The following is a 14,427-nucleotide window of genomic DNA, read 5'->3' as shown; positions in this document are numbered from 1 at the left end:
CCAGCAGGTGGCCAGCGCCAGCCGCCGCGGGCCCTCGGGCGCCACCGGAAAGCGCCATTCCCGGCTGTCCACCACCAGCGCGCGGGTGACGCGGTAGCGCTGCACGCCGCCGCCGGGGGTCTCCAGCGCCAGCAGGTCGCCGGGGCGGGGCTTCGCGAGGAAGGCCAGGGGGGTGTCACGGTGCCCTGCCACCGCCGCCAGCCCCGGCGTGCCGAGCGGCGCGGTGCCGGGCAGGGCAGGGGGCGCGGGCGCCTCGGGCGCCGCGGCAACCGCCGGCGCGTCGAGATCGGCCGGGCGCGGCGCCGGCAGCGGCGAGGCGCCCTCGGCGATGCGCCCGGCGCGCACCAGCACCGAGACGCGGCCCACCGGGCGGTCGTCGTCGCCGCTCACGGCATAGCCGATCTCCTGGCGGCCGACGCAGCGCTGCTCCGGCAGGTACTGGATCGCGCCGCCCTGCACGAAGACCTTGCCGCAGGCCGGCGGGGCCGCGATCACCAGGTTGTCGAAGGCGTCGGAGGAGAGGTTGTCGTCGTTGCGCAGCACGTCGATGCGGGCAAGCTGGCCGGCGGTCAGCTCGGCCTGGTCGCCGTTGAGCACGGGGTCCGGGGCCTCGCCGGTGAAGTACTCGACAAGCGGGCCGCCGCGCTGGACCACGGTCCCGATCGCGATCATCAAGACGACCCCGCTCAGGATCGAGATAAACCGGTCATCCTTGAACACCGCTTTTCGCTCCTGATTCGCCCACCCTTCGAACTCAGGCTAAGAAAACGCGTACTGACACGACTTTGGGAGTTTGTCTTAAATCCCCGCATCGCGCAAGTGGCAGGCCGCATGGACAATCAGAACGCGACAGGCCACAACCTCACCCTGAAGCGAAGGGGCTAACACAGCCGTGGGGGAATGTCATGAAATTTGGCATCGGGCAGCCGGTCCGCAGGGCCGAGGACGACCGCCTCGTGCGGGGCCGCGGGCGCTATGTCAGCGACATCGTCCTGCCGGGGCAGGCGGTGGCCGCGCTGCGGCGCAGCGATGTCGCGCATGGCCGGCTGCGCGCGGTGGCGGCGGATGCGGCGCGGGCGATGCCGGGGGTGCTCGCGGTCTATACCCATGCCGATATCGCCGGGCGCCTCGTGCCGCTCGGCAACGAGTTCCCGATGGACCCGCCGCCGGCGCCGGTGACGGTGCCGCATCTGGCCGATACCCATGTGCGCTTCGTCGGCCAGCCGATCGCCTTCGTGGTGGCCGAGACGCGCGAGGCGGCGGAGGCCGCGGCCGAGGCGATCGAGGTCGAGATCGAGGAGCTGCCGGCGGTGGTGGACCCGCTCGCCGCGCTGGCCCCCGGCGCGCCCGAGCTGCACCCGGAGGCGCCCGGCAACCTCGCCTATGACTGGCACCACGGCGACGCCGCCGAGGTCGCGGCGATCTTCGCCGGCGCGGCGCATGTGGTGCAGGCCGGGGTCACCAACCAGCGCGTCGCCGTGGCGCCGATGGAGCCGCGCGCCATCGCCGTCGCCTACGACCCCGCGGGGGCGGAGGGCCAGGGCCGCTGGGAGGCCTGGGTCGGCTGCCAGGGCGCGCATGGCATGCGCGGGCGCATGGCGGTCTCCCTCGGCGTCGCGCCGGAGCGCATCCGGGTGCGGGTGCCGGATGTCGGCGGCGGCTTCGGCATGAAGCTGATGACCCACCCGGAATACGCGCTGGCGGCGCTGGCGGCGAAGGATCTCGGCCGCCCGGTCGCCTGGGTGGCGGACCGTTCCGAGAGCTTCCTCTCCGATGCCCAGGGGCGCGACATGCGCGGCCGGGTCGAGGGCGCCTTCGACGCCGCGGGCCGCATCCTCGCGCTCCGGATGGACACCGTCTCCGGCCTCGGCGCGCAGTATTCCTCGGTCGGGGTGGCGGTGCACACGGTGTTCTCCGCGGTGCTGCTCGGCGGCATGTACCGGGTGCCGAGGATCCATGCCCGGGTGCGCGGCGCCTTCCTCAACACCACCCCGACGGATGCCTATCGCGGCGCCGGCCGGCCCGAGACGATCCACGCCACCGAGCGGCTGATGGATGCCGCGGCGCGGGCGCTGGGGCTCGACCGCGCCGAGATCCGCCGGCGCAACCTCGTCACCCCGGCGATGCTGCCGCACACCACCGATGGCGGCTTCACCTTCGACAGCCTCGACACCCATGCGGTGCTCGACCGGGCGCTGGCGGCGGCGGACTGGGCCGGCTTCGAGGCGCGCCGCGCGGCGGAGGCCGAAACCCATGCCCTCGGCATCGGCATCACCTACTACATGGAGCGCACCGGCGGCGGCCCGGTGGAGACCGCCCGCGTCGAGGTCACCCCGGAGGGCGGCGCGCGGATCTGGGTCGGCACCCAGTCCAACGGCCAGGGCCATGCCACCGCCTGGGCGCAGATCCTGCACGAGGAGACCGGGCTGCCCTTCGAGCGGATCGCGCTGATGGAGGGGGATTCGGACGCGCTGCCGGCCGGCGGCGGCACCGGCGGCTCGCGCTCGGCGAAGATGGCGAGCCGGGTGATCCTGCTCGCCGCCGGCGAGATCCGCGAGAAGGGCCGCGCGCTGGCCGCCGAGCATCTCGAGGCGGCGCCCTCGGACATCGAGTTCGACGCCGCCGCCAGCGCCTTCCGCATCGCCGGCACCGACCGCAGCGTCAGCCTCGCCGCGCTCGCCGCCGAGGCCGGCGGCATCGAGGGCGCCGGCGCGGTCGACGGCCGGGCCAGCACCTTCCCCAACGGCTGCCACATCGCCGAGATCGCCATCGAGCGCGCCACCGGCCGGGCCGCGCTCCGCCGCTACACCGTGGTCGACGATTTCGGCCGGCTGATCAATCCGGAGATCGTCGCCGGGCAGGTGCATGGCGGGGTGGTGCAGGGCATCGGCCAGGTGCTGATGGAGGCGGCGCGCTGGGATCCGGAGACCGGCCAGCCGCTGACCGGCAGCTTCATGGACTACGCGATGCCGCGCGCCGCCGACCTGCCGCGCTTCGCGGTGGAGTTCCTCGAGGTGCCGGCGCGGACCAACCCGCTCGGCGTCAAGGGCTGCGGCGAGGCCGGCGCGGTCGGCGGCATCTCGGCGACCGCCTCGGCGGTGGCCGACGCGCTGGCCGCAGCCGGCGCCGCACCGGAGACGGTCGAGCCGCCCTATACCGCCGAAACCCTCTGGCGCGCACTCAACCGCCGCGCCTGACGCCCGGGCCATGAAACCCGGGGCCTGCCCCCCGGTCCCTGACGCGCAGGCCCCTGACGCCCCGGTCCCTGACGCCCCGGCCCCGACGCCCCGGCCCTGACGCGCAGGCCTCGACACATGGTCCCCGACACCCCGGCCGCCGGAGTCACCGGATTGCCCCCGTGCCGCGTCCCGACGTGGATCTCCTCACGGTGCCGGCACCGGCCAACCCGCCCGGCGAATAGGGCGGCGGTGCTGCCCGGGGGGGGACGGGGGCCGGGGCTATCGGGGCGGGCGGCCCGGCGCGCCCGGGCGGCGCGCCGGCCGGTCTGGCGGCCGCGGGGTCAGAGCGCGAGGCGCAGGCGGGCGAGGCCCTCGACCGCAGCGGTCTTCTCGGCGATCAGTCCGAAGCGGGCGGCGCGGGCGGCGAAATCGGCGCGGACCCGGCCCTGGCGTTCGGCGACCAGCTCGAGGCTCATGCGCCCGGCGCGGTCGTTCAGCGCCAGCAGCAGCATCTGGTCGTGGCCGGCGCGGGGGTAGACGGTGGCGACCAGCTCGTCCCAGCCCTCCTCGATGCTGGCGGCGATGCGGCCGGCGCGGTCGGCGAAGCCGGCGGCGGTGAGGGTCGCGGTGATCCAGCCGGCGGCGCGGCGTGCCTGGCCGGGGCGGGCGGGGTCGGTGAGAACGATGGCGTTCGGCATTGGTCCGGCTCCTCGGATCGGCGGCGCGGGGGCCCTGTCTCGGGTTTCGGGGGCGGCGCGCCTCATCAGCATTTCACCCTGCGATGGCAGGGGCTTGTCCCGATTTGGCCGGTCCTGCCGCAATTCGGCGAAAGCTGCCCTGAACCTGCACGGAATGCGCGCGGCGGGCGCGGCGGGCGCGGCGGGGCGGAAAATGCACAACCCAAGGTTGAAAAATTCGGATTGCGAAGGGCTGGACCTTCATGGCCGAATGATGCAGGAACCGAATGAGGCACCGGGGAGACGGGGGAACGATTCTCTCCGGCGCGTGCCGAGGGGCTCTCGAACACGGCGGGACATGCCCTGGCATGCGGCGGCACCTTGCCGGGCAGTGCGTTGCCCGCAGGGCGTGTGCGGCTGTTCGCAACGCTGCATTTTGAGTTGCATCGCGCGAAGAGCCCAAATTCTTGCGTCAAGACGGGCTTCGAAGATTGCATGTGGCTGTCGCATTTGCGATACTCTCGGGCAAAAGAAGGCGCGGCGACGCCGGAAACGGCGGCGAAACGACAGCAAGAAGCGGTACGGCGGGATTTCGAGAGCAGGGGTGACCCGAATGGAGCTTCGGGGATATGACGACTACGAGGTCACGCTCGGCGACCAGATCCGGGGCGAGCGGGCTTCCCTCGGCAAGTCGATCGAGGATGTGGAGCGCGAGCTGCACATCAAGGCCAGCCTGATCCTCGGCATCGAGAACGCCGATCTCGCCGCCTTTCCCAACCCCTCCGTGGTGTCCGGCTATGTGCGCTCCTATGCGCGCTACCTGCGCGTCGACCCCGAGGAATTCTATCTCCGCTTCTGCGAGGAATCCGGCTTCGTGCCGCCGAGCGCCGCCTTCGGGGGCGTGACCGGCGCACCGCCGGGCGCACGCATCGGCCAGCGCCTCGAGGGCTCGCCCTTCGACCAGTCGCGCTTCGCCAACGTGCCGAGCCAGAGCCGCTTCGCGGCGCGCGTCTCGCTCGGCTGGCTGGCCTCGGCGCTGGCGCTGGTGGCGCTGGTCGGCGGCATCGGCTATGGCGGCTTCGCGCTGCTGCAGAACGTCCAGCGGGTCGGCTTCGCGCCGCTGCCGGAGGCGCCGGAGGTGGCCGCCGAGCCGCCGCGGGTGCTCGCCGCCGAGGCGCTCGGCGAGGCGCTGAGCCGCCCGGATGCCGGGGTCTACGGCGCCGACGGGGTGCTCGCCGCGGTCTTCGCGCCGGACGACGAGCCGCCGATCCAGCGCCGCGACGGGCCGATCTCGGCGATCGACCCGAACCAGGCCGGGGTGTTCGCCCGGGCGCCGGCGCGCAGCGTCGATCCGCGCAGCCCGGGGCCGTTGCCCGAGGGCACGATCACCGCCGCCGAGGTCGATTCCGCCGACGACGCGATCGCGCTGGCCGCGGCGCATGACGAGGCGGTGCGCCGGCTGGCGCTGGCGGTGCGCAGCGGCGCGGCCGGCGAGCGGATCGGCGCCGGCAGCGCCCGGGTGCAGCTCGCCGCCGCCGGGCCGGAGCCGCGCGGCGCGCGCCGCGGCGTCGCCGTGCATGCCATCGAGCGGACCTGGATCCGGGTGCGCGACGAGAACCGCGCGGTGATCTTCGAGGGCATCCTCGAGGCCGGCAGGAACTTCGAGCTGCCGCCGCGCATCGAGGGGCCGGAGCTGCGCACCGGCAATGCCGGCGGGCTCTTCCTGGTGGTCGACGGCGCGCCGCACGGGCCGGTCGGCAAGCGCGGCGCGGTGCTCGGCGGGATCTCGCTGGCCGCCGCCGCGATCCGCGAGCGCTTCCCCGCCGCCGAGGGCGCGCTCGAGGGCATCGCCCGCCCGGCCGGCGGCGTCGAACAGCGCGCGGCCTCGCTCGACACCGACTGAGCCCCGGCCCCTTCGGTTTCCGCGGCCCCCGGCTCGCTTCGGCTCCCCGCCCCGTCCCGGCACGCAGGATGCCGCCGCCGCGCCCCGGATCGGCGCGGGCGACGCCCCTGCCACGTCCTGCCGGGCCGAGGCGACCGCCCCGCGCCACCGCAGCCGCCCGGCCGGCGCCGCCGAACAGCGCGCGGCCCCCCTCGACACCGACTGACCCCCGGCCCCTTCGGTTTTCACGGCCCCCCGGCTCGCTTCGGCTCCCCGCCCCGTCCCGGCACGCAGGATGCCGCCGCCGCACCCCGGCTCGGCGCGGGCGACGCCCCTGCCAAGTCTTTCCGAGGCGAGGCGATCGCCCCGCGCCACCGCAGCCGCCCGGCCGGCCCCGCCGAACAGCGCGCGGCCCCCCTCGACACCGACTGACCCCCGGCCCCTTTCGGTTTCCACGGCTCCCTTCGGCTCCCCGCCCCGTCCCGGCACGCAGGATGCCGCCGCCGCACCCCGGATCGGTGCGGGCGACGCCCCTGCAAAGTCTTGCCGAGGCGAGGCGATCGCCCCGCGCCACCGCGGCCCGGCGCGGCGTGGACATCGCCCCCACCGCCCCGGAGCAGCGCGAAGATCGCCCTGCCGTGTTTCGGAGCGGCACGAAGTGCCACCCGACCACGGCTAGGGGTGGCGCGGAGACCGCTGCGCCGTTCCTCGGATCGGCGCAAAGGACGCCCCGGCCGCGCCCCGGAACGACGGAAAGGCCGCCCCCGCCGCGTCCCGGCGTGGCGTGGAGAGCGCCCCCCCGCGCCTTGCCCCGGCGTGGAGATCACCCCGCCTCGGCAAGGCACTGGGGCCACCCCAGCCGCATCTCGAAGCAGCATGGAGAACGCCCCTCCCGCAGCTCGCAGTGGCATGAACATCGCCCCAGCCGCGCCTCGAAGCGGCGTGAGAACGTCCCCACCGTATCTCGGAGCAACGCCGAGGTTGCCCCCACCCCGCCTCGGAACGGTGTGGAGGATGCCCCGGCTCCGTTTCGGAGTGGCGCGGTGATCTCCACACTGCTTCTTGGGACGGCTCGGAAATCCCCCATCGGCGTCCCGGAGTGGCAAGGAGATTGCCCCGGCCGGGTCTCGGTATGGGTCCCTGCCGCAGCTCGGAATGGCGTGAACGCTGCCCCTGCCGGGCCTCGGAGCGGCATTGAGAACGTCGCCACCGCGCCTCGGGATGGTGTGGAGAACGACCCCGCCGCGGCTCGGGGCGGCGGGGAGGTTGCAGCCGTAGCCTTGGGACAGTGCGGGGGGCGGCTCCGGAGCGTCTGGGGGGTGTGGGGAGGCTCTCCGCCGTGGGTCGGATGGGCGTGGGAGACCGCTCTGCCGTGCACTGGAGCGGTGTGGAGATCGTCTACGCCTTGCCTTGCCTTGGCGCGGGGCGGAGGTTGCCCCTTCTGCGGCTTGGAACGGCGCGGAGGTTGTTCCTGCCGCGGCTCGGAGCGGCTTGGAGGTGGCGCCTGCCATGGCTCGGAGCGGCGGTGCGATCCCCCCGGCGCGTGGCTGGGTGGCGCGGCGGGTCGCCCCCGCTGCGTGGGTGGCGGCGCGGGGGGCGGGCCTATCGCCTGGTCGGGCGGCGGGGGATCGGGCATGTCGCCTGGCCGGGCGGCGGAGCAGCGGGCCCGGCGCGTGGCCGGGCGCCGGGGGGGAGCGGCGGGGCGGTCCGCTCAGAGCGGTGCGGAGATCGCCAGGTAGTGCACCGCGAGGCGCAGGGTGCCGCCGGTGAAGTCGCCGCCGAGGGCGGTGGCGAGCAGCGGCGTGCCGCCGTAATAGGCCTGCGGCTGGCCGGTCACCCCCTCGGCCCAGCTGCCCGCCGCGGTGCCGAAGCCGGAGCCGTAGCGGTCGGCCGCGCCGGGCACGCCGAGCTGCCAGCCGCTGGCGCCGGTGATCGCTGCCGTGACCCGCGCCGAGACGCCGATCACCACCGCCTTGTCCGGGATCGCCGCCGGTGCGCTGCTGCTGGCGCCGGCGAGCGCGAGCTCGGTCTCGGCGACCCGTGCCGCCAGCCCGGCGCCGCCGGGGCCGACCGCCAGCCCGCCCTCGATCCAGGCGCCGCCGCTGCGCAGCCAGAGCGAGCCGGTGGCGGCGTTCCAGACCCGCATGCCGTCGCGCGCCTCGGCGAAGTCCCAGCCGCCGTTGAGCCGGATCGCGAGGCGGCCGTCCTGGCCGGCCCAGTCGCCGCCGGCGCCGCTGCCGACCGGCCAGACCGTGCCCTCGGCCGGGCCGGCGGGGGGCGCCGCGAGGCCGATCTCCTCCACGTGGAACGCGGCGAGCGCGTCGAGCCGGGCCAGCGCCTCGTTGACGGTGACATGCTTCTGCGCCTGGGCTGCCTCGAGCAGCGTCAGGCCGAACCGGGCGGTCTCAGACATCGGTGGTGATCCCTTCTTCGAGGCCATGGCCATAGGTGGCGGAGAGCTGCGCGACGCGGAGCTCGATGCTCCCCGCGGCGCCGTCGGCGGCCTGCTGGGCCGCGGTGTAGGTGGCGGAGGGCGCGGCGGTGTCGATCGCGCGGAGCTCGGCGCCGCCCATCAGGATGCGCAGGCGGTAGCCCTCGGCGGCCTCGCCGAGCGGGATCTCCGGGGCCTCCCAGACATCGCCGCCGAGGCGGCTGCGGCGCGTCCAGGAGATCGCCAGGTCGCCGCCGGGCAGGCGCCGGGCTTCGAGATGCACCGGCGCGAAGGGGCGCAGGCCGAGCGCCGCGCCGGCATGCTCGAGCTCGACGAAGGCCGGGTCGGAGACCGGCCGGTCGGCCGGGCCGATGCGGTAGCGCAGCGGCAGCCCGCGGGCCTCGGGATCGAGCGGCAGCCGGGCGACGCCCTCGTCGAGCACCAGCAGCCGGGCGCCGGGGGCGATCTCCGCCGCGGCCAGCGCCTCGGTGCCGCGGCGCCCGCGCAGCAGCCCCGAGAGCCGCATCCGGTTGGTGCCGGTCAGCACCGCCTCGCGGGCCTGCAGGATCTCCCATTGCCCCGGCGCCGCCTCCAGCGCCAAGCGGTTGGCGCCGCCGAGCACCGCCAGCCGCGCGCGCGAGAGCAGGCTGCCGCCGGGCAGCGCGACCTCGACCGCGGCGCGCTGCCAGAGGCCGGGATCGCCGGGCGGCAGCGGCGCGAGCAGCGCCCCCGCGAAGGCCGGCACCCGGGGCTCGGCGATCAGCGCGAACTCGCCCGCGGCGCCGGCGCGGTAGACCGCCGCGGCCCCCGGCCAGGGATCGGCCCAGACCGCGAGATGCGGCGCATGGTCGGCGCCGCCATCGGCCAGCGGCAGCTCGAGGATCGCCGCCGAGATCGGCCCCGGCGGCGGCGAGAGGACGATCTCGCTGCGCCGCTCGGCCACCGCCGCGGGGCTGTAGGCGGCGCGCTCCACCCGCACCGCCTCGAGCGCCCGCTCGCCGCCCTCGGCGATGCGCTCGATGCGGTAGGTCTCGTCGCGGCCCGGGCCGGGCAGGCGGATCAGGTCGCCGGGCTCCAGCGCCGCCCCGGAGGGCGGCAGCGCCAGCGAGACCCGGTCGCGCCCGATCAGCCCCTCGGCGAGCCAGCGATCGGCGATGCGCTGCGCCCGGCTCGAGGGGAAGGCCAGCGCCAGCGAGTTCTGCGCGACGCGCTCGTCCGGGCCGGCGCCGGCGCCGGGGGCGCGGGCCTCGGCCGCCGCCAGCCGGTAGTCGCTCTCGGCCTCGACATAGGAGAGCCGCACGGTGTCGGGCGTGGTGCCGGCGCTCTCGCGCGCCCGCACCGCCGCGCCCAGCGCCTCGTCCGATGCGACCAGCCGGGCCGGGTCGAGCGGCGCCGCCGCGGCCTGGCCGCGCATGGTGTAGACGATGCGGCCGCCGGATTCATGCGCATCGACGCCATAGGCCAGCATCAGCGGCTGCAGCGCGGCGCGGGCGCTGCCGGTCTCCTCGATCAGGTAGCCCTGCACCGCGTCGTGCAGGCGGGAGACGTCGATCTCCGCCGGCGCCAGCCCGGCATCGACCGAGATCTCGTGCACCACGTCGGCCAGCGCGCCGTTGCCGACGCGCCCGGTGATCCAGTGCCCGGTGGCATGCGCCGGCCCGTCGGACCAGACGCCCTCGCGCGCCGGGAAATCCGGGAACGGCCGGGCGTCCCAGGTCCAGACGAAGATCCGCGCCGGGTCGATCATGCCGGGCGGGTTGTTCGCCGGGTCCGACCAGTAACCGAGCTTGGCCTGCAGGTAGCGGCGCTGCATCTCGTCGTCGCGGGCGCCGGCGGAGCCCGGCGGCAGGCCGCTCTCGGAGCTCTTCGGGTCGTGGAACAGGTTCGGCATGTTGGCGCCGAGATCGACCGCGGGGCAGCCGGTCTCGGTGAGCCAGACCGGCTTCGAGCCGGGCACCCAGGCGGTGGGAGCCGGCTGGCGCACGCCGTCGATCCGGTCGTGATGCGGGTTGGCCCACCAGCCGCGGATGTCCTTCGGGCGGAACACCCAGTGCTCGCCATGCGCGGTGTCGTCGATCGGGCTGCGCAGCTGCGCCGCGCGGTCCGCCTCGGAGGCGTAGTAGAAATCGTAGTGCTCGCCGCCCTCGACGTTGCCGAGCAGATAGGGCAGCGAATAGATCGCCGGGTGGTCCTGCCCGTCGAGATGGCCGGCCTCGTGGCGCCAGTCGGACAGCGGCAGGTAGTCGTCGATGCCGACGAAATCGATGTTGGCATCGGCCCAGAGCGGGTCGAGATGGAAGATCCGGTCGCCCGAGCCGTCGCCCGGCTGGTGCCCGAAATACTCCGACCAGTCGGCGGCATAGGAGATCTTGGCATCCGGCAGCAGGGCGCGCACCTCGGCGGCCAGCGCGATCAGGCGCGCCACCGCGGGATAGCTGGTCTTGCCGGAGCGGATGGTGCTGAGCCCGCGCATCTCCGAGCCGATGCAGATCGCCTCGACGCCGCCCGCCGCGGCGGCCAGCGCCGCCATGTGCAGGGCGCAGCGCGACCAGCTCCACTCCTCCGGCCCGGCATAGGCGACGGTGCCGGCATCCGCGTCCACGGTGAAGTCGGCCGCGGTGACGGTGCCGAAGAAGGCGTCGACCTCGGCCGCCGCCGCGGCGCTCTGGTCGGCGCTGCCGGGCTCGCCGGGGGCGGCCGCCAGCGTGATCCGGCCGCGCCAGGGGAAGGCCGGCTGCTCGGGCCGGCCATAGGGGTCGGGCAGGGCGTTGCCGGCGGGGATGTCCATCAGCAGGAAGGGATAGAGCATCACCGCCAGCCCGCGGGCCGACATCTCGCGGATCGCCCGCACCACCGAGCCGTCGGACGGGGTGCCGCCGAACACCGGGCGGCCCTCGGCGTCCTGGCTGACCAGCGGCGCGGTCTCGGCGGTGAGCCCGGCGACGCGCCAGGGCTCGGGGCTGGCCGAGCGGTTCCGCGCCTCCACCTTCGGCTCGACCCGGCACTGGCCGCAGCGCAGGTCCGAGCCGAACCAGGAGACCACCAGCGAGACCGCGCGCGCCGCCGGCGCCTCGGCCTCGAGCTGGTCGAGCGCGACGAGGATGTCGGGCCGCCCCTCCGGGTTGTTGACATTGGCCGCGACGGTGACGCCGCCCTCGTAGACATGGCGCGCCTCCTCCGGCTCCAGCGCGAACTCGCCGGTGCCGGGGGAGAGCGCGACGCCGCGGATCAGCGCCGGCAGCGGGGTGCCGGCCTCGGGCCCTTCGGCCGGCCGGTTGACCGAACGGAACACCTCGATGTTGAGCTGCGGGATGCGGTTGCCGAACTGCGCCAGGGCCAGGTCCTCGAACACCACATAGGCGGTGCCGCGGAAGGCCGGGGCGTGCTCCGGCCCCTCCACCGCCTCGATCTTCGGGTCGGGCAGCTGGTCCTCGTCGCCCGGATAGACGCGGATCGCGAGATCGGTGAGGTCGAGCAGCTTGCCGTCGGCCCAGATCCGGCCGATGCGGTCGATGCGCCCGGCGCAGAGCCCGACGGCGAGCGAGATCGAGTAGGAGAACTGGCGCACCGTCTGGCCGCCGCCGAGCGCCTTGCCGCCCTGCGTGGTGGTGCGCGTGGTCTCGAGGAAGCGGGTCGACCAGATGATCTCGCCGGCCACCCGCATCCGCCCGAACACCCGCGCCATCGGCGCGCCGGGGGTCGAGGTCTGCAGGCGCAGCGCGCCGGCGCGGCCGGTCTCCACCGCGCGGCTGCCGCTGCCGAGCAGGCGCTGGTCGATCACCGCGCCGGCCACCGCGCCCACGGTCTGGCCGATGGCGGCGGCGGAGAAGCCGAGGAACGAGCCGCCGATGGAGGCGCCGACCGCCTGTCCGGCGGCGGAGAGGATCAGGGTGGCCATCAGGCATGCCTCGCGGGAAAGCGGAAGGCGCCGGCCAGCCGCCGGAGCCAGGAGGGGGTGAGATGGGTCTCGGCGACAGAGGCGCCGGAATAGGCGTGCAGGATCCGCCCCGGCTCGAGCCAGGGCGAGGCGAGGATCGCGACATGCTTGGCCGGCCCCGCCGCGCGCATGCGGAACACCAGCACGTCGCCGAGCCCGGCGCGCGCCGGCGGGATCGCGATCAGGTGGCGGGCGGCGGCGCCGAGCAGCGTCTCCGCGGCGCCCTGCTCGGCCCAGTCCGGCGTGTAGGGCGGCGGCGCCTCGGGCTCGGCGCCGTAGAGCGTGCGCCAGACCCCGCGCAGCAGGCCGAGGCAGTCGGCCCCGGCGCCCTGCCGGCTGGCCTGGTGGATATAGGGCGTGCCGATCCAGCCGCGCGCCGCCGCCACCGCCGCCGCCCGCGTCGCGGCATCGGCCTCGGTGGCGGGAGGCGCGGCATCCGCCCCAGCCGCGCGGGTCGCGGCATCCGGCTTGGCCGTGTGGGTCACGGCATTCGCCTCGGATGCGGGAGGCGCGGCATCAGCTTCCGCCTCGGGAGGCACGGCATCCGCCTCGGTGGCACGGGTCACGTCATCCCCCTTGGCCGTGCAGGTCACGGCATCCGCCTCCGCCGCGCGGGTTGCGGCATCCGCCCCGGCCGCGGGAGGCGCGGCATCCGCCTTGGCCGCGCGGGTTGCGGCATTCGCCACCGCCGCGTGGGTCGCGGCGCCCGCCTCCGCCGCGCGGGTCGCGGCATTCGCCTCGGCCGCGCGGGTCGCGGCATCCGCCCCGGCCGCGCGGGTCACGGCATCCGGCTCAGCCGCGGAACAGGGAACCGCCGTCATGGGCCTCTCCTGAATTGGGATAGGTGGTTGTCCAGTCGTCGCCGGGCATGAAGGGGAAGCCGCGGAAATTCATCAGGTTGGCAAACTTCTCACGGCAGGTGGCGGCGGCCTTGTCGCAGCCGGCGCGGATCTCGAAGGCATCGCCCGGCTGGATCGGCGCGGCCGGCGCGGCCCAGAGCGTGACGCGCACCGCGCCGGCCGCCCGGTGCAGCTTGACCCGCCCGGGCTGCGCCGCGTTGGCGCCGCTGCTCCAGGCCAGCCGGCCGCGGTCGAACCAGCGGCTGGCGAAGCCCTCGAGCCCCGCCACCTCGACCGTCTCGGGCGCGATCACCGCGGTCACGCTGCCGCTGCCGCGATAGGCCGGCTGCTCGAGATCGACGCCGCAGCGGGCATCGCCGAGGCGCGCGTCGCAGCCGGTCAGCCAGGCCCGGCCATGCGGCTGGTTGAGCCGCTCGGCGAGGCCCAGCACCTCGGCCTCGAAGGCGTGGCTGCCGCGGCGGATCTCGCCGATCTGCCCGCGCGAGAGCAGCACCCGGCTCGCCGGGTCCTGCCAGTCGACCAGCCAGAGCCGGATCTCGGCGCCGTCATAGAGCCCGGCCTCGAGGTCGATGTCGCGGATCGCCGCCGATTGCAGCGCGCCCTCGACGGTGTGGCTGTCGGGGGCCAGGCCGAGGCCCTGCTCGACGGTGCTGGCGGTCAGCCCCGAGGCCGCCTCGAAGGCGATCCCGTCGAAGGCCAGCGGGCGGTCGTGGTCGGTGAAGCCGAGGGTCACGCCGTCGCGCCGGGTCACCGCCCAGGCGCGCGCCAGGGTGGTGACGCCGGCGGCCAGGCTGGCGGCGAGGGCGGGGGGCAGGGCGCGCATCAGACACGGATCTCCAGGATCGGGATCGACGGGATCTCGCCGGCCTCGAAGGCGGCGAGGTTGACCTCGAGGCTGTCGGCGCCGAAGCGCACCGGCACGTCGAAGGCGAAGCCCGCGGTGACCGCCGCGCCGGGCGCCGGCGGCGCGTCGAGGGTGACGATCCCGCTGGCATGGTCGACCGTGAACTCCGCCGGGTCGAGCTCGGCCCCGGCGACCGCGAGGCGCACCGTGCCGGCCACCGGCTTGGCGATCGGGCGCAGCAGCGGCGGGCTGCCGCCATAGTCCTTGACCAGCTGGAAGGCGGCGGCGGTGCCGTCGCCGGTGCCGATCGCCTGGTCCTGCGCGCCGGGCTCGGCCGAGGGCGCGCAGCTCCGGTGGTCGAGCCAGTCCTTCCAGCGGAAGCCGTGCAGCGGCCCGCGCCGCGCCTCGTAGAAGCGCAGCACCTGGTCGAGATCGTCGAGCGAGCGCACGCCGAGCCCGGCATCCCAGCGCCGGCGGGCCTGCGCCCAGGGGGTGTTGCGCTCCTCGAAGCCGTTGACCAGGGTCACGATCTCGGTGCGCCGCTCGATGCCGCCGGTCGAGGCGAAGGACAGGCGGGGCGAGAAGCGGATCTCGTGGAATGCCATTGGGGTCTCCCT

At 75.4% G+C, this 14,427-nt stretch carries 9 protein-coding genes and 1 pseudogene; 3 read left to right on the top strand and 7 right to left on the bottom strand.

Features of this window, described 5'->3' with window-relative positions; genetic code table 11:
- Positions 1 to 720: sortase domain-containing protein (locus QSJ97_RS02235; protein ID WP_285669900.1), on the bottom strand; the 720-nt coding region annotated here is incomplete at its 3' end.
- Between the two features lie 185 nt (positions 721 to 905).
- Here QSJ97_RS02235 and QSJ97_RS02230 point away from each other — a divergent pair.
- Positions 906 to 3,197: a xanthine dehydrogenase family protein molybdopterin-binding subunit gene (locus tag QSJ97_RS02230; RefSeq protein ID WP_285669899.1), complete on the top strand. Its 2,292-nt coding sequence runs from the start codon at positions 906 to 908 to the stop codon at positions 3,195 to 3,197.
- A 323-nt stretch (positions 3,198 to 3,520) separates the two neighbouring features.
- Here QSJ97_RS02230 and QSJ97_RS02225 read toward each other — a convergent pair whose 3' ends face one another.
- Entirely contained in the window at positions 3,521 to 3,877 is a 357-nt protein-coding gene (locus QSJ97_RS02225; RefSeq protein WP_285669898.1) for a hypothetical protein, read from the bottom strand.
- Between QSJ97_RS02225 and QSJ97_RS25155 the strand changes: the two are divergent.
- Together QSJ97_RS25155 and QSJ97_RS02220 are read left to right on the top strand one after the other, a co-directional pair.
- Positions 3,762 to 4,685 (top strand): annotated as a pseudogene (locus QSJ97_RS25155) (helix-turn-helix domain-containing protein); the annotation flags it as partial. The gene QSJ97_RS02225 and the pseudogene QSJ97_RS25155 sit on opposite strands and share 116 nt — an antisense overlap.
- Before the next feature lie 45 nt (positions 4,686 to 4,730).
- Entirely contained in the window at positions 4,731 to 5,759 is a 1,029-nt protein-coding gene (locus tag QSJ97_RS02220; protein ID WP_434220877.1) for a DUF4115 domain-containing protein, read from the top strand.
- 1,690 nt (positions 5,760 to 7,449) lie between these two features.
- On the opposite strand, the gene QSJ97_RS02215 is transcribed toward QSJ97_RS02220, so the two are convergent.
- The 5 genes from QSJ97_RS02215 to QSJ97_RS02195 are packed head-to-tail and all read right to left on the bottom strand — an operon-like array spanning position 7,450 to position 14,415.
- Positions 7,450 to 8,151, bottom strand: a complete 702-nt coding sequence (locus QSJ97_RS02215; protein WP_285669896.1) for a DUF2793 domain-containing protein — start codon at positions 8,149 to 8,151, stop codon at positions 7,450 to 7,452.
- Positions 8,144 to 12,067: a baseplate multidomain protein megatron gene (locus QSJ97_RS02210; RefSeq protein ID WP_285669895.1), complete on the bottom strand. Its 3,924-nt coding sequence runs from the start codon at positions 12,065 to 12,067 to the stop codon at positions 8,144 to 8,146. Before QSJ97_RS02210 ends, QSJ97_RS02215 begins: the two co-directional genes overlap by 8 nt.
- Entirely contained in the window at positions 12,067 to 12,927 is an 861-nt protein-coding gene (locus QSJ97_RS24940) for a C40 family peptidase (protein ID WP_352231046.1), read from the bottom strand. Before QSJ97_RS24940 ends, QSJ97_RS02210 begins: the two co-directional genes overlap by 1 nt.
- On the bottom strand, positions 12,899 to 13,789 hold the full coding sequence (locus QSJ97_RS02200; RefSeq protein WP_285669894.1) for a phage/gene transfer agent baseplate hub protein: 891 nt from the start codon (positions 13,787 to 13,789) through the stop codon (positions 12,899 to 12,901). Before QSJ97_RS02200 ends, QSJ97_RS24940 begins: the two co-directional genes overlap by 29 nt.
- Positions 13,789 to 14,415 carry a DUF2460 domain-containing protein gene (locus QSJ97_RS02195; RefSeq protein WP_285669892.1) on the bottom strand — a complete coding sequence of 209 codons (627 nt, stop codon included), beginning with the start codon at positions 14,413 to 14,415 and terminating at the stop codon, positions 13,789 to 13,791. The genes QSJ97_RS02200 and QSJ97_RS02195 overlap by 1 nt, the downstream gene beginning before the upstream one ends.
- Between the last annotated feature and the right edge of the window lie 12 nt (positions 14,416 to 14,427).

The organism is Paralimibaculum aggregatum, from assembly GCF_030270585.1.
Taxonomy (GTDB): domain Bacteria; phylum Pseudomonadota; class Alphaproteobacteria; order Rhodobacterales; family Rhodobacteraceae; genus Thermohalobaculum; species Thermohalobaculum aggregatum.
This window is presented reverse-complemented; position numbering and strand designations above follow the sequence as displayed.